Source organism: uncultured Sulfitobacter sp., assembly GCF_947502895.1.
Lineage (GTDB): Bacteria > Pseudomonadota > Alphaproteobacteria > Rhodobacterales > Rhodobacteraceae > Sulfitobacter.
In genome coordinates this window covers 1086105-1106866 of the sequence record NZ_CANNBM010000001.1, presented here as the reverse complement: position 1 = coordinate 1106866, position 20762 = coordinate 1086105, and the positions used below count along the sequence as shown (strand labels likewise).

Genomic DNA, 20762 nt, shown 5'->3' with positions numbered 1-20762 from the left:
AGATCAGTTGAAGCAAGGACGCCATCACGCATGATGGCGCGATTTGACATGTTGCATTGCGGCCTCCTGACCAAGAGACAGACCAGAGCACTGCGCCAAACGCAATGGCGTAGACCCGATTGCAGTCTCTATCAGGCGGGATTGTCCTCTAGCACCAGATCGCTGGCTTTCTCACCGATCATGATCGCAGGGGCGTTTGTATTGCCCGAAACGATTTCCGGCATGATCGAGCAATCCGCCACGCGCAGTCCCGCGATGCCATGCACTCTCAGGCGGGCATCTACCACCGAGGATGAATCATCGCCCATCTTGCAAGTGCCCGTCGGGTGGTAAATCGAGGCGGTGTTGTTGCGTGCCCAATCCAGTGTGGCTTCATAGTCCTCCATATCAAGATCAGGATTTGGTCGGAACTCGGTTTTGATCTTGGAGGTAAGTGGTGCATGTCGGGCAATGCGCCGTGCGATGTTCACGCCCTCCACAACGGTTCTGCAATCGGTCTCTGTTGATAGATAGTTGGGTATGATCTTTGGATATGCCTTGCCGTTGGCAGAAGCCAGCCGGATCTCGCCACGGCTTTCGGGGCGCAACTGGCAGACAGACATGGTGAAGGCCGAAAATTTATCCGCGCCCTGTCCCGGGTTTTCCGCGGACAGAGGCTGCACATGAAACTGGATGTCAGGGGTTTCCATGTCCGGACGCGTTTTGAGAAACCCCGTTGCAAGGCTTGCTGCCATTGTCATCGGGCCTGCACGGAACATCATATATTTTAGCCCGATCTTGGCCTGCCCCAGTAGGGTGGACACTTCATCATTCAGGGTCGCTTCGTGGGTTTTATAGACCAGACGCGCTTGCAGGTGATCTTGCATATTCTTGCCGACACCGTGCAGATCCGCTTTTACCTCGATGCCATGCTCGGCCAGTTGCTCTGCCTCGCCAATGCCCGACAGCATCAAGAGTTGGGGCGAGTTGATCGCACCACCGGAGAGTATGATTTCTTTTGCGGCCTGAACGGTCTGTGTCTGTCCTGATTTGTCTGTATATTTGACACCAGTGGCGCGCCTGCCCTCAATGACAATCTGTTCCACCTGTGCGTGTGTGATGATCTGGAGGTTCGGGCGTTTGCGTGCGGGGTTGAGGTAGGCCACTGCTGTTGAGCAGCGGCGCCCGTTCTTGGCTGTGAGCTGAAAGAAACCGACGCCTTCTTGTTCCGCGCCATTGTAATCGGGGTTGAACTTGTAGCCCGCTGCCTGCGCTGCGGCGACCCATGCGTCAGTGATAGGGCGCTGTATCCTCATATTAGAGACAGATAACGGCCCCTTATTACCATGGAATGCATCTGCGCCCCGCTCATTATTTTCGGCACGTTTGAACAAGGGCAGCACATCGTCCCAGCCCCAGCCCGTATTGCCCATCTGGCGCCAGCGGTCGTAATCTTCCGGCTGGCCCCGCACATAAAGCAGCCCGTTCAGGGAGGATGACCCGCCCAATACCTTACCACGCGGCCATTCTATCGAACGGTTATTCAGCCCTGGGTCAGGCTCTGTTTTGTAGCACCAATCGACGGATGGATTATGGATTGTCTTGAAATAGCCGACAGGAATGTGAATCCACGGGTTCCAATCACGCCCGCCCGCCTCCAGCAGGACGACTTTGTTCTTCGGGTCCGCACTTAGCCGATTTGCCAAAACGCAGCCCGCCGAGCCTGCCCCGATGACAATAAAATCTGCGTCCATTCCAAAATCCTCCAACCGATTGAAGAAATTTCTATACAGAAGGATTGTTTCAAGCTAGTCTTTTTTGAAACAAAAAGTCTCAATAATCGACAAACACTTCACGGGAGGAACTAACATGAGTGTACAAGACAAACTGAATGGCATTTCACGACGCGATCTTTTCCGCGTAGCAGGCCGCTACGGGATGAGTTCGACACTGCTGGCAGCAGGGGGCTTCGGGGGAGCGATGAGCCTTGCAAATCTGGCGTCTGCGGCTGAGTCGACCTATGACAAACGCTTCAAAAAAGAAGCCAAGCACACTTTCAAATTCGGTGCATCCGGCTTTAACGCGCGCAACCTGCTGATCGAACGTGCGGGCGCATTGGAATTCTGTCGCGATCTGGAATCGCGCACCGATGGCGAGATTCGGATCGAGTTTATCGGCGATAACCAAATCTGTGGTCAGACGTCCTGTGTTGAGAAATGTCAGCAGGGGATTGTTGATTTCTATGCTGCTTCCACGCAGAACTCTGCTGGTGGTGCGCCTTACCTGAACGTGCTGGACTATGCGTATATGTTCCGTAACCGCGCGGACCAGTACCACTTCCTCTATTCTCCTGCGTCTCAGGCCCTGCTGCGCGAGCCGTATGAGAAACGCCACGGCCTGAAACTGCTGTTCTCGCACGCAGAACTGCGCGGCATCCAGTTGGGTCTGGCTTGGGAAGACAAGCCGACTGTGACATCTGTCGAGCAGCTGGCGGGCACGAAAAACCGCGTTACTGGCACACAGCTGGGTCGTATCGCAATGGAAGCACTGAACTTGAACCCTGTTCCGGTTGCGTGGGAAGAAACGCTTGATGGTCTGAAACAAGGCCTGATCGATGGTGCAGAGACATGGGCCTCGGCTGTGGCATACGCCAACATGGCGCCTGTTGTGTCCCAATCGGTTCACTTGAACTTCTTCTGCGGTACAGAAGCGACCTCCATGAATGCATCCGTCTTTGACGGTCTGTCCGGCGAGCTGCAGGATGCGGTTATGGAATCGTCCTACTGGGCACAGACACACGTGCAAGCCGCAAACGAGGCCGCATTGGTGAAAACTGTTGGTCAGTCCGATCCACAGCTCGACGGTACGATTTTCAAGGAAAACAACGTGCGCAACGCGTTCTTGTCCGATGCCGAAATCAAGAAGGCGGAAGAGATGTGCTCGCCCGAGTTCCAGCCACAGCTGTGGGAGCAGTGGCGCGAGCGCCTGAACGGCTGGTCCGGCGGCCGCGATACCTATCAGGAAATCTACGACGAAGTCCGCACAATCGACGGCAATACCCTGCCCGAGAATGTGGAGCCGCGTCGCTGGTGGAAAGCCTAATTTAATCAGGCCTAAGCTGAAGCCGATCCGCACATTCTGCGGGTCGGCTTTTTCCGTTGCATTTATAGACAATGAAGGTTGGTATTCAGGCCGTGGCTGAATACTGATAGGGGAGAACATCACTATGTCGATTTGGTCCGAGGCATTTGCAGTATTGCCTGCCATTGCATCCGGCGACCCGTGGGAGATGAAGTCAGCATTCTATACCGATGGAATGTGGCTGTTCGGGGTTGTCGTGACACTGTTGGGCGGGATACTTGCGCATATCATTTTCAAGACAGTCCCACCGATTGAGCGGCATCTGGAGCGCGGCGTTTCTGTTGTCGCTTATCTGATGATCGCCCTGATCATCTTTTGGGGCGTAATCGACAGATTTGTGTTTTCCCACCAGTGGTCGGGTTCAACGACGGTACCGCCGTTCCTGTTTATGATTATGGCTTGGTTCGGATGTTCCTATAACGTCAAGCTGCGCACACACCTCAGCTTTAGCGAATTCCGCTCAAAGATGAGCCCGAAAGGCCAGATGGGCGCGCTGACGATGGATACCATTTTGTGGCTCGGGTTTTGTTTGCTGGCGATCACAACATCGCTGCGCTTTTCCGCGTACTCCGCTGATAACTTCCAGATGGTTGATGGCGTCGATGACGTGATGAAGTGGTGGTTCTACATCACCGTTCCTGTCGCGTTTACCCTGATGGCAGGCCGTGTCATCGGAAACTGGTTGGAGGACTGGAGCAACTTCCGCGCTGGTAATCCGATTATCAAACAAGCTGTTATCGGGGGGGATGTCTGATGGCTGATGGTACATGGATTACGCTTATCTCAATTGTAGTAACGATGTTCTTTATGTTGGGAACACCGGTTCTGCTGGTAATTTTTTATTGGGTGGTTGGCTGTAGCTTTGTTATCGGCCTGCCGCTTGATAATACAGGCAACGAGTTGCTCAATGTGTTCAACAAGGGCTTTGCCCTGCTGGCCATGCCGCTGTTTATCCTGACGGGGGATCTAATCAACCAGTCGGGCATTGCGCGACGGCTTTCTGATTTTGCCTATTCATGCTTGGGCTGGCTACGTGGTGGTCTGGCGATGGCAGCACTGGCTGCCTGCGGTTTGTTTGCGGCAATTTCCGGCTCCAACTCGGCCACAACTGCTACGATCGGCTCAATGCTGCATCCTGAGATGGTCAAAGGCGGCTATGACGAGCGTTTCTCGGCGGCCACAGCGGCTGCGGGCGGTACAGTTGGCATCATTATCCCACCCTCAATCATCTTTATCGTCTATGGCTTTTTGCTGAATCTTCCGATTTCTGATTTGTTTATTGCAGGTATCGTGCCGGGTTCGATGATGGTTCTGGCGATGATGACCGCAGCTTTCATCATCTGTACCATGAACGGCTGGGGCTACCTGATCCGTTTGTCACCGATGCGGGTGATAAAGACAGCAATCGGCGCTTGGTTGGGCTTTTTTGCCATTGGTCTGGTTCTTTGGGGTATCTATTCGGGCAAGTTCTCTCCGACCGAGGCTGCTGGCGTGACGGTGGGCTTTTGTATCATCGTTGGCATGATCAGCTATCCGCTGAACAAAGTCATGGGGGACGCACCCGACAAACCGGTTGAGGACAAGTCGGTCGTGTCGATGTTTGTGGTTGAAGGATTCACCTTACTGAATTTGCCCGGCATCGTATCACGCTCGGCCCAGATTACAGGTATTCTGGTGCCTTTGATCGCGGTTTCGGTCGCGATGCAGCAAGTGATGTCATCACTTGGCGCAAAAGAGGTGATCGGGGACTTTGTGACGGGTATGGGGGGCTATCATGCGGTTCTGTTCACCTCGATGGCGATCGTCTTTGTGACGGGTATGATCCTTGAATCGTTGCCCGTAACGATCATCCTCGCGCCGATCCTTGCGCCCATCGCGGCATCGGTCGGGATTGATCCGATCCACTTTGCTGTAATCTTTCTTGTGGGTGCGTCGATTGGCTTTGTCACGCCGCCTTACGGTTTGAACCTATATGTGGCAAGCGGCGTGACGGGCGTACCCTATTTCCGCCTGCTGCGGTATACCGTTCCGTATCTCGTTGCGCTTATTAGTGTCTGGGTTATCGTAGCGTTGACCCCCGAGCTGGCGCTGATGCTACTACCGAACAGATAAGGACCACTCCGACCCATGACCAATGTTTCCAGCATGACAGAAAAAACAATCCCAACGAACTTGAGATTGCTGTTGCTTCTGGAAGAACTGGCGCGGGTCGGAGTGCCCATCACGCCAACAGCTGCAAACGAGGTTCTGGGTCTGCCAAAACCTACGATCCACAGGCTTTTCCATACATTGGAGGAAGAAGGCTTTTTGCAGCGCGATATCGACGGGCGCTCGTACGCACCAGGTGCGCGGCTGCGACGGTTTGCCGGATCGGTATTGTCTACGTCACGTATTCGTATGGTACGCCAGACGGTGTTGATGGCACTGGCGGAAGATGTGGGAGAGACATGTAACATCGCCACACCTGAACGTCATGCGATGGTCTATCTCGACCGGGCCGAGACGAAGTGGCCCCTGCGCATCCAGTTGCCTGTCGGGACCGAAGTGCCATTTCATTGCACGGCCAGTGGCAAAATGTACCTGAGCACACTCAAGCCAAGATTGTTTACGAAATACCTGAGTATCGTAGCACTTGAGAGCCATACAGATCACACGTTGACTGATCGTGATATGCTGCGCACAGAGATCGAGATGATCCGTGCGCGCGGCTATTCGACTGACAAAGAAGAATTTATGAATGGGATGGTCGCTGTTGCAGTTCCCTTGCTTGATGCACAGAACCGGCTGATGTCGACGCTCTCCGTACATGCACCGGTGCAGCGTACCAGCATTGATGATCTGATTTCCTATCTGCCGCGGCTAAAACAGGCGGCCCAAGACCTTTCAGAACTGGTGAGCTGACGGCGCCTTGAGCCAATCGGGTGCGAATTCGATTTTCGAGACACCTGCCAGTCGCCGAACCCTATCCAACTCTGCCTCAAAAGCTGCTTGCCTACCCTTGCCCCAAGCAACGCCCTGTTCCGGCCAAAGGGCGTGAATACGCAATGTGTCCTCGTTCCGAAATGCTTTCATATCCACGCGACCGACCATGTGGTCGCCTTGAAGTAACGGGAAAACATAATAACCAAAAACACGCTTTGCCTGAGGCACGAAAACCTCGATGCGGTAGTCGAAACCAAAGAGAAACTTGGCCCGCTTACGGTCTCTCAGGGCGGGATCAAAAGGGCTAAGCACGCGAACTCGTGCAGGTGCGGCTGTGTCAGCGGCTGTGTCGTTTTGCAGGTCAGGGCGTGCAAAGCAGCGCTTTAGAGTGCCGTCGGCCCCTGTAATCTCAACCTCTTCAAGTGTACCTGATTTCAATTCCTGAGCGCACCAGTTTTTCGCCTCTGCCGCTGTGACGTGGGCCCAGAAAGCTGCAATCTCGCCCGAGGTAGCAAACCCCAGCCTGTCCAATGCGCTTGCACAGCACCATGCAACAGTTTCGGCTTCCGAAAGGCCTGCGTTGGGTGCCCACATCTGCGGATCAATAGACCGCTCTGTCAGATCGTAGCGTTTCTGAAAATTTTCACGCTTCACGACATGCAAGGTGCCAGTACGCCAAAGATACTCCAGCGCTGTTTTTGACGGATGCCAGTCCCACCATCCACCCGAACCGCGCTTTTCGTTCTGGCCTACATCGGATGACCCACAAGGGCCGACTTTTCGGATATGCTCCACCACTGTTTGCAGCTGTTCTTCGAACCCGTCGCGCCGCCAGCTGCGCCATTGATTGCGCAGCTTTGCTGCATCCCGATCGCGCCGCATCTGCCAATGGGGATAAAAGGCCATAGGGATTACGGCAGCGTCATGGGTCCAATGCTCGAACAGACCCTTATCGTGCTCATATAGACGTTTCAGATCTTGTGTGCGGTAGCGTGGCTTGCGGGCGAACAAAATCATGTCATGCGCCCGCGCTACGGTATTGATGCTGTCGAGTTGAACAAAGCCCAGTCGCGTAATCAGCTCAAGAAGAGTGTCGCTATCGGCGGGTCCTTGCGGCGTTTCCAGCAAGGCATGACGATCCAGAAAGATGCGCCGTGCAGCGAGGTTTTGCAGGCGCGGCAGCGTCATTTTCGCTGCTGGCGGCGCAACGTATCCCCCAGCGACAGGGTAGGCTTCATCGCAATAGTGGTGGGCATGTCAGGGTCAGGATCAGGTTGGCTCGCATTGAGGATGATTTTTGCGGCCTCTATCCCGATCTCGCGGCGGCATGCATCTGTCGTGGCCAGCTGTCGGGGCAATCCTGCCAATAGTTCTACCCCGTTGAACCCCGCCAGACCAATCTGGCCCGGGACATCAATGCCTGCATCCAGCAGGTGTAACAAACCACCTGCACCAATCATATCGTTCGAATAATACAGAAAATCCAGATCAGGTGAACGGGCAAGCATTTCCTGCGTCATCTCGCGCCCTTTTAACAATGCAGAGCCACCCGCGTAAAACGCGCGGTCCTCGATCTCGATCCCCTCTTTTGCCAGTGCTTCGGTAAAGCCTTCAAACCGTTTGCGCGCGCGGTGATCGAGTGGCATTTTTGTTCCAAGAAATCCGATACGCTCGTACCCTTCCCGCAGGATCGCACGGGCAATGTCTCGCCCCGCCTGTCGGTGTGAGATACCCACAACTGCATCTACCGGATTTCCGTCCACATCCATGATCTCAACCACGGGGATGCCTGCATTCAGCAACATTGCGCGTGTCGCTTCTGAATGCTCTAACCCCGCGATGATCACGCCAGAGGGCCGCCACGACAACATTTCGTAAAGAACCTGCTCTTCTTTCTCGGGCCGATAGTCCGTCACGCCGACAACAGGTTGCAATGGCGTGTCATCAAAGACAGCGTTGATGCCTGCCAGCACTTCGGGGAAGACCATATTGCCCAACGAAGGAATAATCACAGCGACGAGATTCACCCGTTGCGAGGCCAAAGACCCCGCGATTTGATTGGGGACATACCCCAACTCCTTTGCGGCCGCGAGCACACGCTCACGCGTGGTGGCAGAGACGTCGCCGCTTTTGCGCAATACGCGACTGACAGTCATTTCCGAAACCCCGCAAGCTTCGGAGACATCGCGCAGGGTGAGGGGGCGTTTGGATGGTTGTGACAATGCTAAGGTCCTGCGGTGCAGTTTGAATTGTCGTTAGCGTAATCGCTCGCCTTGGCACAGGCAATCAGCGATATTCGCATCTTTCCTTGAAACAGCATGCCATACAAGCTGCGCAATGGTCTGGAACAGAGCATGGGTTTATTGTAGCCATATCAAATCGGCCCCGTGGCTCAACTGGATAGAGCAGCCCCCTCCTAAGGGGCAGGTTATTGGTTCGAATCCAATCGGGGTCACCACAAACACCTATAAAATATGACTTATTTACAGGGCTTTGTGCAGGCGCTTGCAGAAACTTGCGCTGGGATGCAGGCCGATGTCGGCTGAAATCGCCAAATTCCTGTACAAAACCTGTACAAAATCTGTGGGCCCTTATGGGTATTGAGGCCTTTCGATGAGTTGGCGCGTCGCAAAGGAATGCTCCGAACGCAAGTTCGGGAGTGCTCCACGCAAACAGATCATCATGTTCTTGGCCGACAAGGCGAGCGATGATGGTTCTGGCATCTGGTGTTCCAAGGGGACGATCCAGCGCCATACCGAGTTGGGCGCAAGCACCGTGAAGCGGACGATTAAAGAATTCCTAGACGAAGGTATCTTGATCGAGACGGGGCAGAAGAGATGCAAGAACGGTCACACCATCGTTTACCGCATGATACTGGCCAAAGTTACGTTGTTCGAACTGACCCGAGAGCCCGACATAGAGACGGGGTCCATGATGGACCCCGTCCAATCTGAACCCGGAACCCAGCCCATGGTGGACCCAGTACCCCGTCCACAGCGGACCCCAAACAATCCTAAAACCATTCCTAAACCACCACCGCGCAAGCGCGAGGACGCGGATGGCCTTGAGGCTGAAAAGATTTTGGCTGCCTATCCATCGGATCGTCTTCGCGAAAAACAAGCTTGCCTTCCACAGATCGAAGATGCCTTGAACGGAGGGATCGCAGCAGAGGAACTGTTGCTGGCGGTTCAAGCTTACGCAACCGAAAGCGCAGGCTTCACCCGTTCGAGAGTTTGCTTTTCCGACAACTGGTTTCAGACAAGGCGCTGGCAAGGATACATCGAGGATATCCGCGCCAAGCGAAAGGAAGCTGAGGTTGTGACCGCCGATCACCATGCACGGCTTGCCTGCTGGATCAATGATCGCCATCCGATGTGCCAACACATCACGCCGACTCAAGTCACGTCTTTGCTGGCGTCCGAGCTGGTGACAGAAGCCCAAGTCCAAGCGGTTGGGCTGAGATCATGACCAAAATCGAACCCGCAGATAGGGAAACAGCAAGGCGACCCAGTTCTAGGTCTGCGACCTTTGAACTAGGACCTTGCGAGGGGCGGCAAGCCTCCCCTTCGAACCCCAACCAACCTGCCACGAAGGCAGGTGCAGCCGCAAAACCAGAAGCGGTGTTCTTCTATTGCTCAGCTGCAGAGAAGGCGCTGATCCGGCAAGCTGCAAAAGATCGCGGCCTGTCTATGTCTGCCTTCCTTCGCCAGCTTGCCACCGGTGCTGAACCAAAACGGCGGCGTAAACAGCCCCGTGTTGATCCTGTGCTGCTGCTGGCCGTGTCGCGCTATGGCGGCAACCTCAATCAGATGACCCGCTGGCTAAATACGGCGGTGCGTGCTGGCCATGCGTCACAGATTGATGCGCTGCGCGTCACCACCGCGCTCGTCGAGATCGAGCGGCAGTTGGCACAGATCATTGCTGCACACCGCGAGGCGTCGCAATGCTGATCAAGTTCTTTCCCAACGGCAAAGGTGGCGGTGCCGGACCGGTCGATTATCTGACGGCCCGCACTGTCCTTGCCTATGACGAGAACCGTGATCTGATCCGTGATGCCAGCGGACAGCCAAAGCACGTTACCCGCTATCCATTGCCTGAGATCCTTCGTGGTGATGCTGCGATTATGACCGACCTGATCGACGCTTGCCCGCACAAGTGGAGCTACCGCGCTGGTGTGATTAGCTTTGCCGAGGGAGACCAGCCTAGCGAAGAAGAACAGCGGCGGGTCATTGATCGTTTCGAAGAGCTGGCCTTCGCCGGTCTCGATGGCGACCAATACGCTTGCATGTGGGTGCGGCACACGCATGAAGATCGCGTTGAGTTGCATTTCTGTACGCCGCGCATGGAATTGCACAGCGGGCGTAGCCTGAACATTGCCCCACCAGGTTATGAACGTGCTTTCGATAGCCTGCGCGATTTGATGAACAAGGAACACGACTGGGCCGATCCAATGGATGCCGCTCGTACAGCCGAGACGAAGAAGGTGGCTGAGGCACCGGATCGCGCTGCGGGACGTGAGGCGCTCCACGGCTGGATCCGTGATCAGATATATGAGGGTCTGATCACGGATCGTGCCATGCTGATCGAGGCGCTTAAAGATGCGGGCTTTGAAGTCCCTCGTGCTGGCAAGAATTACCTGACTGTCAAAGACCCCGACACCGATGAACGGTGGCGTTTGAAAGGAGAATTTTTCCATGAAGACTGGACAGCCGAAGCAGCGATTGAGCGAGAAGCTGAACGCGGACCTAGAGCAGATGCGCACCGAGAACGCCGCCTTGATGGAAGCTCAGTTGCAGAGCTTCAGGATCGATTTGAAGACCATTGCCGAAAGCGGGCTGGCTATAATCAAGACCGATACAGAATCCTATCTGTTGCGCGTGAGGAAGCATCTGATGCGGCGGAGCGCGAACACCGAGAAGATGGCCACGACGCCTTTGGTTTGGATGGCGCTGATAGCCTGCTGCGTGGGGGTGAGCGCGACGATCACAGCATTCGCGATGACGAGCTGGTTCGAGCCGAAGATGTACACGCTGGGGATCACGGTGATGGATCGTACGGACGCGACCTACCTAATAGCGACTGGGGAACGGACGACGTTGCAGCTTTGCACGCTAGCGGGTCAACAGGTGGACTGTCTGCGGATCAAAAAGGAGTAAGCGATGGATGGTCTGACACCGTTAGAACGCGAGTTGCTAGGCTACGTCGAACAGTTGACGCAGGCCTCGAAAGCCTCAGCGCAGGCATTGGCCGCCTCCGAGGCACGATGGACGCAAGAGGCCAAGGTCGAGCTGGATGGGTTGAAGCTTTGCGTGATCGGGTTGGTCAGGTCACAAGCCTCATTGATCGCTGTCTTGGACGGTTGGATGCGGGAAGATCAGACCTACGCGCAGCTATCTTCGAAACTCAAGACCAGCTTGGAGACCATCAGGAAAGCCGAGACGCACCTCGGCACGGACTAATCGAAGACACCGATGGGGAGGAGCGTCATGGCCTCCGACATTAGCGGCAAATTCACGCTGAACGTGGGTGAGATTTTGTGCGGTGGTGACGATCGGGCCCCAGATGTGCTGGAGTGGGATCGCGTTAGTTCCATGCGCAACGAACCTCATAAAATGAAGGAGAACAAAATGCTTAGGGTGCTGATCATGTTATTGTCCATCGGCCAGGTCGCGCAGGCAGAAGATGCCACCGAAAACCTTGCAACCGGCGAAGTTCAACAAGATGAATATGGCTGCACGATTGTTGAGAGGCCAGACGAACTCACGTTCCTGACCTTCCGTGACGCTTGGCGCAGTATTGCCGCCGACAAACTGTATAGCCTTCATAGACATGAAGCTGCCATCACCGCCGAGAGCTGCGACTGTGCGGCTCTGAGGCCTGAATGGGCCACGATAATGGGTGACTTTGAAGCTTTGGGTTTTGTTTCCGGACCGTCGTCAACCTATCGAGATTGGGCTGCAGCGTCCTACTTTCCAGTCATTTCGGACCTTAGGAAATCCGTGCAGGAGCTTTGTGAGGAGCCAAACTGATGGGTATTGTTTCGTTCATTGTTGATTCCGCCAACGACAGCTTGAGCAGGATCGCCGAGTCACAATTTGGCTTGATCGCGTCTAGCATGGGCACGACCGTCGTTCTGATGTCTTCACTGGCTATCGTGCTGCTTTTTGCGAACATGGCACTCCAAATCAAACCAATGGATGGTACAGATCTCTTTCCAGTTTTGATCAAGATCGGGCTTATCAACGCCTTTGCCTTTGACTGGGTCCACTTCAACTACGTCTCCGGCCAGATCGTCGCGGGATTAGACAATATCGCTGGGCTGATCATCGGCTCAATAACTGGAGAAACTGGCTCCGGCGCCGTCTTCTTTGCTGCGCGATTTGATCAATTAACAAATGAGTTGACCGACTATGCGAACCAGATAGGCGCAAATATGAACTGGATGGCCGGAGCGATGATGAGCGTGCTGATGACGGTACTTGTGGCTGTGCTCAGTGGCGCAGCTGCTTTGATGTTAGTCCTGTCCAAGATGGTTGTAACGCTTCTTGTCGGGATTGCGCCAGTTATGATCACACTGACCCTATTTCGGCTTACGCAAGACTACTTCAACCGTTGGCTTTCAGCCCTCATCGCATGGTCGATGTACCCTATTGTGATCGCGGGAGTGTTCTCAATAATTTTTGGATTGTTAAACATGCTGCAAGTCGTGGTTGGCGGCGCGGATGAAGTAACAACGATCGGCACTGCTATCCCTTTCCTAGCGATGATCCTTCTGTCTCTAGTTTTGATTTACTTCATTCCAGTGATCGTGCGGACTCTGTCTGGGGACATCAATTCAGGCCTTGCTGGATCAGTCGTAGGGGGTATCGGACGACGGGCGTACCAGCAGACCGTTCAAACCACGCAAGGCTGGCATGCTCAACATTCCAGATGGGCAGGTTCGCAAACTCCAAACTTACCAAGAGAGCGTTTTTTGCCGCCGACCGACGGAGGGGCTGCCGCACGAATTACTCGTGTTGCAGAGCGCTCAGAGCGTCTTCGCTCGACGAAGTAGGATTAATCAAGATGATTGTTATTCTGCTTGCGAGCTATAATATTGCGAGCGCGGCTGACACCGCGATCTTCGCTGACAGTCTCGGGCTCAATAAGCTTGAGTAGAGCGTCAAGATGTTGACTACCCGCTATCTCGGCACTGCAGTGTAGCAGAGCGCCCTTAACGTAAGGCTCCTGAGGCTTTTTGATATATTTGACCATTTGATCGACCCAAAAGAACTTATCTGCGGATCGCGCGTAGGCCGTTGCGCGCGTTAGTCGTCTTATCAGGTGAATATTGTCATTGTCGATCGTTGTGAACAGCGGCAGGCATTGTTTTAAAACAGCATCAAACACAAGTTCGGATCGAACGTGTCGGATCACGCACTCCAAAACTGCACTAACTACCGACATGTGCTCTGGAAAACGTTCCAATATTTCAAGCAGTAGCGATTCAGAAAACTCCGGTGGCTCCGCCGTAGAAGTCAAAAGGTCGACAATCACTTTTCCATCGTTGGGCTCCGAATTGGGAAGAGTAAGCCTCGTTCGCGCATGGGCGAGGGCGCTCCACTTAGGACCATCTTCGTCCATAGACGAGGCAAACCGTAAGAAATTGCGCCAACCCCAAAACGTCTTATTGATTGCGTAGAACCGAAGCAGTACTTCAAAGGTGTGCTTGGGATCTGATTGCTCGTTATCGCTACGATAGAAGGCGGCGTCTGCGCCCGTTCTTATTCGGCCTTCTGTTGCTAACGCTCCGATAGCCTTTGCCTCAGAACTCAAGTCAAGCTTTTCGAGTAGTTGGCTTACGCGGCGCACATCACAATAATCCCCAACTTTTCCAATCTTTGTGGCTAGTTTTGCGATATCTCTACTGCTAGCTCGCGCTGCATCAATACCATCATCAGACACAGCCAGAGTGATCGTTCGGATGACGAATCGCCGCTCATTTTCGTATTCGACATCAGCAGAGGCAGCTAACTTTAGCATCCGCTCGACGGGTTCGATACCTGCGACTGAGACAACCCCCGTTGACAGTAGACGGTGTCCGGATCGCAGTCGCGATTGCCCGATCTTAAAGACGAGGCCGGATGCTTCGGGAGCACTCAGCAGACGTGAGGCCGTCCGATTGTGCCGCAGTAGCAGCGAAATTGGAACAGAGGTGTCTGATCTGCCAAAGACACATAGATCCAGATATGGCTCGATTAGATCTTCAGCTTCACTTTCGAGACGGTTCAGCAACCTTGTTGCGAAGTTCTCGGCTGAACCTTCACCGAGCAACACCAAGTTAAAAAGCAACAACTGTCCCGAATCTAGAATTTGATCTAATTGGTTTTCTGAAAAGTTCTCGAGGGAACAGTTAATTTTTGATGCGATCGCAGCGGCTTCCTGATTGCTTATACGACCGATAGGGATTTCAATCACTGCGTCTCCAAGACGCTTCGCGATCGAACCGCCTTTCCAAGCTGTTCCAATTATCTTTAGCATGGAGTCAAAGGGCAGTTCAGCAACGCGACTTACCAACTGCTCGAAGTCGAATAGATCGTCGACAATAAGCACCGTAAATCGTCCTGATCTCGCCTGTTGCATGGCAAACTTTACGATATCGTCCCAGTTCTCGGAGGCGTCGATCGGATCCGTGGTTTCAAGAACCAACGCAGTACCATGTTTTGCGAGTTCCCATGCTGCTCGACGCGCTAGCGTGCTTTTACCGACCCCACTCGGCCCAGATATCAGTATCTTTGATACTTCTGGGTCTTTGATGGCGTCTAGTACGATGCCTAACTGGTCGCGTGGCGCATCAAGATTGGCAAAAATGGCAGGCCATATTGTTGCTTGGCTTGCATAGAATGCTTCGACGGTAGGGCTTGATTTATCCTTACCCGTAACCAGTTGGACCGCGCCTTTACTTGATGCTGGATGATTGGTGGGCAAGTAAGGAATGATCCAAGCGACTACATCTCGGGCACTTATGTCTTCCCTCCAATGGATGTTGTCTATCAATGCACGAATTGCATCGTCAACGAGATCTGGGACAACACCGAAACGGGTCAGCCCAGCCTCTGCCATGACCCTATAAATGTCAGATGGAATTCCGACAGGGAATAGTTGCGCTTCCAGCCGATCTAAAACCGCACGAACTTCATTTTTCAGCTTTGCCGGCGCTTGATCTTTGTCAGAGATGAGTTGCGCTAATTTCCGTGCATGAACACTTTTTCTTTTTTGACGCATGATGTCGAGAACTGCCACGTCCGTGATATGACCAACAGCAATCAAGCGAAACGAAAGAAAGTCTGGCGGATTTTTATCGTTCGTAATCGCTGCATCGCGATAGTCTTGTGCGAAGCTCTTAATGACTTCAGTAACTCTAGTGAAATTCAACGGTGTCTTGTCGTATTTTTTGACCTGTACATGGATCTGCTTACCGTCTGTCAGCATTAGGTCGACGTCCTGTGCCCCCTCATAACGGACCACTGCCAACATCTCATCACCAGTTATTAGCTTGGTCAAAAGCCATGCAGCGTAAGACTTCTGGAATTGGAAGCCTTTCTCGGCATTCATGCCACCCGTTCGAGAGGGAGTAGCCATAGCGCCGCCGCGCATGAACCAGTCCATCAAATTACTCCTAACCTAATTGCCATTAATATCCGTCATCTTGTCCGCCGTCTCTCAACTTTCGCCGAAGCTCGAGGACGTCTTTGTAAGGTGGATCAGCAATATCGGCTGGGACGATTATTTCGTCGTCATCTTGCAGCGCCATCATTGCGTCGTCTTCTGGGCCAACTGCCCAGGCTTCTTTGATATGAAGATCACGCTTGAGCAAGGCAAGATCAGAATGAATGACGGTTTCACCGTTCGCTAGTATTTCCGCAGGTGCGATGATGTAGCACCCCATACGCTTGTAGTCGTTCAAAAATCTTTCCAAGTTCTCGCTGCTGGTCGGGTACATAGTTTGCATACGAGATAGTTGCCAAAACGTCTTTCCTTCCAGCGCATCTTTGTCGATGACGTTGCGGCTTCGGGTTATGTGAGTGCGGTAGGCAAGTGGCTTCTTTTCATCGATACCAGATAAGATTGAGATCCTAATTTCACTCAACTCGTCACGCTGTCCAAATTCACTGCGCCATTCACGAAAGATTGCCTTGCCGCCTTCGGTGTTCCTAAAGCCGAAGGCCATGACCGGAGGAACAGTCTCACCATAAGACGCATAAACGACACCCATCCATTTAGCCTCATCCCAAAGATGGGTGTTTATTACCGAATGCACCCCAAAGCTATCATGTCGAGTTTGCTGTGTGGCAGCAGTATCTCTGGAACTCCCGTCACGACCTTCGCCAGGGAAAATACCTGAGCCATTTGGGGCAGGCGGTGGGCTTTCTTCCTGGTACTTCTGTGAAACTAAGAAATCGAGATCATCGAGAGTGAACGCGATTTTTCCAAACACGCGATGGTGTGAATGAGCGGCATTGCTGAACGGAATCGCGCGGCGGAGTACCAACTCATTTTCTAGCATCTCAATGAAGGAAGTGTACTTGCCTGCAAGCGTTATGGTTGCCGAGAAAGCAGAGACACAGAACTCAATCAAAAAAGACGAGACTTCGTTGTGTCGATCAATATCCTCTATCAACAAATTGTCCGGCCAAACTGAAGTAATCAGCATTTTTTCAGCTTCAAAACTCAACGAGGGTTCTTGATCTTTTGAAGTAAATTTCGTTTTCAACCTTAAGCCGTTGGCAATTGGCATGGCCCCGCTTCGAAGGGCCGTCGCAGCGAAGGCTTCCAATGCGGCCAATTGAGCTTCACCAATCAATATCTCCTGCTTAGAATTTGCAAACGCGCTTACACCTACACCGAGCACGGTCGTTTTGATTTCCAACGGATGTAAACCAAAATTCTGTGGATGTTTAGTCAAGCTTGTCGCTGCGGGTTGGGCAGCTAACATATCTGCCATCCGCCCCATTTCTTCTATAGCTTGCTTGTTGGGTAGTGTTCCTTCTTCAAGAAGGACCTTCGAGTGCCCTAATCGGTATAGCAGGATAGGGCGCGCAATGTGCAATCCCAATCGATCTAGGATGTCTGGCACCCCACTCATTACACCAATTGACGATTGCGGGGCTGCTGAGATTAGACAAGCAAATAACTGATCAAAGTTCTCAAACTCATCTGCAAGGTGCTTGTCACTTTGTTCTGTCAGGTTCAGATTTTCTTGCAATGACCGGAGCCAAAGAACTCCAAATAAGAAATCTGGCACTCGACCAAGCTCTAAACTCAAACGAATAAATTGCAAAACACTCGGGACTGTTTCTTCTCGTTGCTCACCATCGTCGGCTGACAGGGCTTTGATTTGAACGAGCGCCGCGAGGCTTGTGGCCCTCGCAGCCCATAACAGTCCCACTGCTCGATATGCAGCAGAAAGGAACAGTAGGCACTCGAACTGTTCCTCACGATATTCTTCTTTCATGAAGTAATGAGAGGCCTTTCCAAGCCAAGCAATAGCATCGATCGGTTCATCGGACTCAACTTTTTGTTTTCCTCGATTGAGGCATATTTTACCTGCCTTGCCATCACGTGCGCGCGCTCCCATGAACTCAGCAAGTCGCTCTAAAAGACCATCAAAGGCAGAACTATCGGAGATGAACGACGATAGCATCTCGACGACCTCATCGAGCATGGTCGCAGGAAACTCACCCATCCCTTCCGCCTTGTCGACGGTCGAAGTTAGGTTCCCCCAAACTTCATCGAACATTTCGGGTAAGCTATCTCGCGGCAACGTCGCCAGCTTGTGTAGTTGAAGCAGTACATCTGCATAGAGCGAGTTGTTTGGCAGCGATGCATTTTTTGAGATTGCCTCCAGGTGAACAAAAAGACGATCTCCGCGCTTTCGCACGTTTAGTTGATCGGAGGTTTCCCACCCTTGGTGACAGCGTCCCATCAACACTTGGAAAAGATTGCATACGCGTGATGCATCCTCTGAGAGGCGGCTTTCAAACGCGAGGTTTTCGATCGTCTCGTATTCGTCATTGATTCCGCTAACATCGTCAAACCACCAAAGAGCGGTCCAAGCATGCTCATATCGCGCTCGTAACACCTGTCCGGTGTCTCCATGCTTCTCCGCAAGAGAAATGGCGCGTTGAAATCTGCCATCGGTTTCAACACGAGGCGCTTCAAGTTCACGAGATAACTGTGCTGCTTCGAATGCTTCAGATACTGCTCTTTGAAGTTCTCGTCGCGTGCCCCGATGATCAGACAAGAAACGCTCTAGTTTTTCGAGTTCCCGTTTGCGTCGGATGTCATTTGGCCCCAGCTGCACCTTAGACGAGTCAATTTTCCCCGCCCCAAGTTCTTCGAAAGCAAGTTTTTGATGTTGGTTTTCGAAAGTCTTCTCGATGATCCACTCTCGGTCCAAAATAGTGACTGGAATGGCATACTCATCAAAAAGCTCCTGCTCGATACGGAGTCTGTCTTTAGATCGTGCTGGTCGGCTCGTTAAAAAGAAAATTCGGTCGTAATTTCTGCCAGTTCCGATCAGTCCTTCGACATCGCTTCGGACCTTGCCCGACCACCTCTTCATTGCAGAAACGGCAAAGCCCCAAGACTCATTTCCAGAATTGGCTGTTCCTAGAAACCAACGCTCTGATATCTCGTCAGAGACGGGATAAGTGTCTGTATCAACTTTACCGTCGCCGCCGCCTTCGGGACCTGTTTGAGGTCGCAAATTCGGACAAATTTCTCTCTCGCAGAGCCGTCTGGCAAAATTCTCGAAATCCTTATGTTGGTTTCGGTCAGTCAGTGTCTCTAAGTAGTGACTGAACTCGGAGCGGCCAAGCTCATAGGCACATGTGACTGTACTGTCCGAATATAGGTAAGGGCGTTTATCCCGCATTATCTCGGATGGTTTGGGGAATCTATATTCTGTATCCATCATGATTGGATTATACCAAACCTGCCAAACAGCTACAACTCAAGGTGATGTAAGAATGGTCGTGAAACCTAAACTTGAATTGTGCGCGAGCTTCGTGAGAGCTCTGCTCAACAACGTCAGCCAAAAAATGAATTGGAATTTATGGGGTAGCGAGACCCACTACAGTAAGAGTGAGCGCGCGAGTGTGGACACAAAAGCCTCCATATTGGATCAAGTCCTGACCCAATACCTCAAATCAGGTGACTTCAATGGTTTGCCTGTGAGACAACTTCCAGCCGCCGCTGACGTCGATCTAGTGAGGGAGCTGATTGCGGAAGGCAAGTTGGATTTAGTACGTGGCGACGGACATCCTAACCCCCATATTAAGGCCTTTGTCGCAGAGACTGCTGATATTCAACTTGAGAAGATTAGCTCGGACGGATTAACTGGTTGCCTTTACCCGGCTCCTGCATTGCTTAAAGAAGAGGCTGTGGGTGTTGGTGAGACAGCGCCCTATACCCGAGCTCTGAAGGAAGGTGAGCCTCAGCTGAGCTTCCGGGCATTCGATCTACGAGCTCTCGAATGGTACCGCAATGACCCTCGATTCGACTTTGAAGTTGACGATATTCATGGGCGAATTCTGCAGAAAGAAGGAACAAGAATTGCAGACCGAGCCGTTATCCTTGATGGTCTAGAGTTCCTTGAGTTTGGTTTTGCGTACGATGATGAAATGCATCGAGCTGTCGCAGCCTTCGTTAGATATCTGCACGATTTGCCCGAAGTGCAGCAAATCGAGATGCAAAAGCATGAGCTGGCAGGGTCATACAAGTTACATCCAGATTTTTACCGAACTCAGATCATTGGAGACTTCCCTGAGCGAATTTCGATCTATGATGCTTTCTTGCAAGAGAAGATCGAAATCAATCGGATGTCTGAACTGATTGGCAAGCCGAAGCTCTTCCGCACCGAGTTTGCCGATCTAAAGCGCCCGCGAGGATTCGGCATATTGATTAGGCCTACCAAGAAAGAGTTTCGGGATTTTGCACTGCTACTGGATCAATTATTGAGCGACGATCTGAATCGAGATTTTTTCAAAGGCGACATTGAACTTAATCGCAACCTAACGGATGAAAATGGAGATCGAGTCACCCAAGCAAAGGGAACTATCCAACTTCTTCAAGAGTGGATTGGAGCTAAGTTCAGGCCTGCTGATCCGGAACCAATAGCAGAGATGTTGGGAAATATCAGAGCTGTGCGTAGGGTGCGCCAAAAACCAGCACATAAAGTGGAAGATGATGAGTTCGACCAGAAGTATGTTGCGATGCAGCGTGAACTAATCATTCAGGCATTTGACGCTGTACATACACTAAGAATGGCGCTTGAGAACCACCCGGCGGCACGCAAACATGAGGTGCCTGACTACCTGCGTGACGCAAAGGTATGGACGATGTGACCGAGGGAACCACAACTTGACTAGGTTCATAAGCGTCAGTGACGAGCAACAGCAGACATGCTGCGCATAAGCCATTACTTTCTACTATGCGGGACTTTGCCACCATTCGTATTTCTCGAATGAATGACTGCTCCCAATCCACAGCGGTACCAAGCCCTGCCTTAGAGCCAAGTTATTGGGCGTTGACGATTGAAAAATTAAACCTTTCAACTGCGGCGATGTCTTCAGAAGCAGAGTTGCGATCAGCCCTCGACTCGAATGGTGCAGCTTTTTTGCACAAGTACGCTAAATTGCCCGCTGTCCTTTCCCGGTGGAACACGGCAATCTGACCTA

Annotated in this window: 15 protein-coding genes and 1 tRNA gene; 11 read left to right on the top strand and 5 right to left on the bottom strand. The window is 52.5% G+C overall.

Annotated features, from left to right (window positions below; all coding sequences use genetic code 11):
- Positions 1 to 131: 131 nt before the first annotated feature.
- Positions 132 to 1733, bottom strand: coding sequence for a choline dehydrogenase (locus Q0903_RS05545; RefSeq protein ID WP_299413560.1), 1602 nt, complete (start codon positions 1731 to 1733; stop codon positions 132 to 134).
- A 115-nt stretch (positions 1734 to 1848) separates the two neighbouring features.
- Here Q0903_RS05545 and Q0903_RS05540 point away from each other — a divergent pair, with 115 nt between their 5' ends.
- From Q0903_RS05540 to Q0903_RS05525, 4 genes are all read left to right on the top strand, one after another.
- Positions 1849 to 3081, top strand: a complete 1233-nt coding sequence (locus tag Q0903_RS05540) for a TRAP transporter substrate-binding protein (protein ID WP_299413557.1) — start codon at positions 1849 to 1851, stop codon at positions 3079 to 3081.
- A gap of 124 nt (positions 3082 to 3205) precedes the next feature.
- Positions 3206 to 3874, top strand: coding sequence for a TRAP transporter small permease subunit (locus tag Q0903_RS05535; RefSeq protein WP_299026210.1), 669 nt, complete (start codon positions 3206 to 3208; stop codon positions 3872 to 3874).
- The gene (locus Q0903_RS05530; protein WP_299413555.1) at positions 3874 to 5232 is read left to right on the top strand and encodes a TRAP transporter large permease; all 1359 of its coding nucleotides are present in this window, start codon (positions 3874 to 3876) and stop codon (positions 5230 to 5232) included. The genes Q0903_RS05535 and Q0903_RS05530 overlap by 1 nt, the downstream gene beginning before the upstream one ends.
- A 33-nt stretch (positions 5233 to 5265) precedes the next feature.
- Positions 5266 to 6021: an IclR family transcriptional regulator gene (locus Q0903_RS05525; RefSeq protein WP_299026205.1), complete on the top strand. Its 756-nt coding sequence runs from the start codon at positions 5266 to 5268 to the stop codon at positions 6019 to 6021.
- Here Q0903_RS05525 and Q0903_RS05520 read toward each other — a convergent pair.
- Together Q0903_RS05520 and Q0903_RS05515 are read right to left on the bottom strand one after the other, a co-directional pair.
- Entirely contained in the window at positions 6004 to 7230 is a 1227-nt protein-coding gene (locus tag Q0903_RS05520) for a crosslink repair DNA glycosylase YcaQ family protein (RefSeq protein ID WP_299413552.1), read from the bottom strand. The genes Q0903_RS05525 and Q0903_RS05520 overlap by 18 nt on opposite strands.
- Positions 7227 to 8264 (bottom strand): LacI family DNA-binding transcriptional regulator, encoded by a 1038-nt coding sequence (locus Q0903_RS05515; protein WP_299026199.1) that lies wholly within the window; start codon positions 8262 to 8264, stop codon positions 7227 to 7229. Before Q0903_RS05515 ends, Q0903_RS05520 begins: the two co-directional genes overlap by 4 nt.
- Positions 8265 to 8423: 159 nt before the next feature.
- On the opposite strand from Q0903_RS05515, the gene Q0903_RS05510 reads away from it, so the two are divergent.
- From Q0903_RS05510 to Q0903_RS05485, 6 genes are all read left to right on the top strand, one after another.
- Positions 8424 to 8500, top strand: a tRNA-Arg gene (locus Q0903_RS05510).
- A 155-nt stretch (positions 8501 to 8655) separates the two neighbouring features.
- Positions 8656 to 9510: a hypothetical protein gene (locus Q0903_RS05505; RefSeq protein ID WP_299413549.1), complete on the top strand. Its 855-nt coding sequence runs from the start codon at positions 8656 to 8658 to the stop codon at positions 9508 to 9510.
- Positions 9511 to 9731: 221 nt separating this feature from the next.
- A complete protein-coding gene (mobC, locus tag Q0903_RS05500) occupies positions 9732 to 9992 on the top strand; it encodes a plasmid mobilization relaxosome protein MobC (protein WP_299413547.1) in 261 nt (86 codons plus the stop codon).
- On the top strand, positions 9986 to 11545 hold the full coding sequence (locus Q0903_RS05495) for a relaxase/mobilization nuclease domain-containing protein (RefSeq protein WP_299413544.1): 1560 nt from the start codon (positions 9986 to 9988) through the stop codon (positions 11543 to 11545). Before mobC ends, Q0903_RS05495 begins: the two co-directional genes overlap by 7 nt.
- Positions 11529 to 12071, top strand: a complete 543-nt coding sequence (locus Q0903_RS05490; protein ID WP_299413542.1) for a hypothetical protein — start codon at positions 11529 to 11531, stop codon at positions 12069 to 12071. The genes Q0903_RS05495 and Q0903_RS05490 overlap by 17 nt, the downstream gene beginning before the upstream one ends.
- Positions 12071 to 13096, top strand: a complete 1026-nt coding sequence (locus tag Q0903_RS05485) for a type IV secretion system protein (protein ID WP_299413539.1) — start codon at positions 12071 to 12073, stop codon at positions 13094 to 13096. Before Q0903_RS05490 ends, Q0903_RS05485 begins: the two co-directional genes overlap by 1 nt.
- Positions 13097 to 13098: 2 nt before the next feature.
- On the opposite strand, the gene Q0903_RS05480 is transcribed toward Q0903_RS05485, so the two are convergent.
- Together Q0903_RS05480 and Q0903_RS05475 are read right to left on the bottom strand one after the other, a co-directional pair.
- Positions 13099 to 15690 carry an ATP-binding protein gene (locus Q0903_RS05480; RefSeq protein WP_299413537.1) on the bottom strand — a complete coding sequence of 864 codons (2592 nt, stop codon included), beginning with the start codon at positions 15688 to 15690 and terminating at the stop codon, positions 13099 to 13101.
- A gap of 25 nt (positions 15691 to 15715) precedes the next feature.
- A complete protein-coding gene (locus Q0903_RS05475; protein WP_299413534.1) occupies positions 15716 to 19000 on the bottom strand; it encodes a hypothetical protein in 3285 nt (1094 codons plus the stop codon).
- Positions 19001 to 19052: 52 nt separating this feature from the next.
- Here Q0903_RS05475 and Q0903_RS05470 point away from each other — a divergent pair, with 52 nt between their 5' ends.
- Entirely contained in the window at positions 19053 to 20429 is a 1377-nt protein-coding gene (locus Q0903_RS05470; RefSeq protein WP_299413531.1) for a hypothetical protein, read from the top strand.
- Positions 20430 to 20762: the final 333 nt, after the last annotated feature.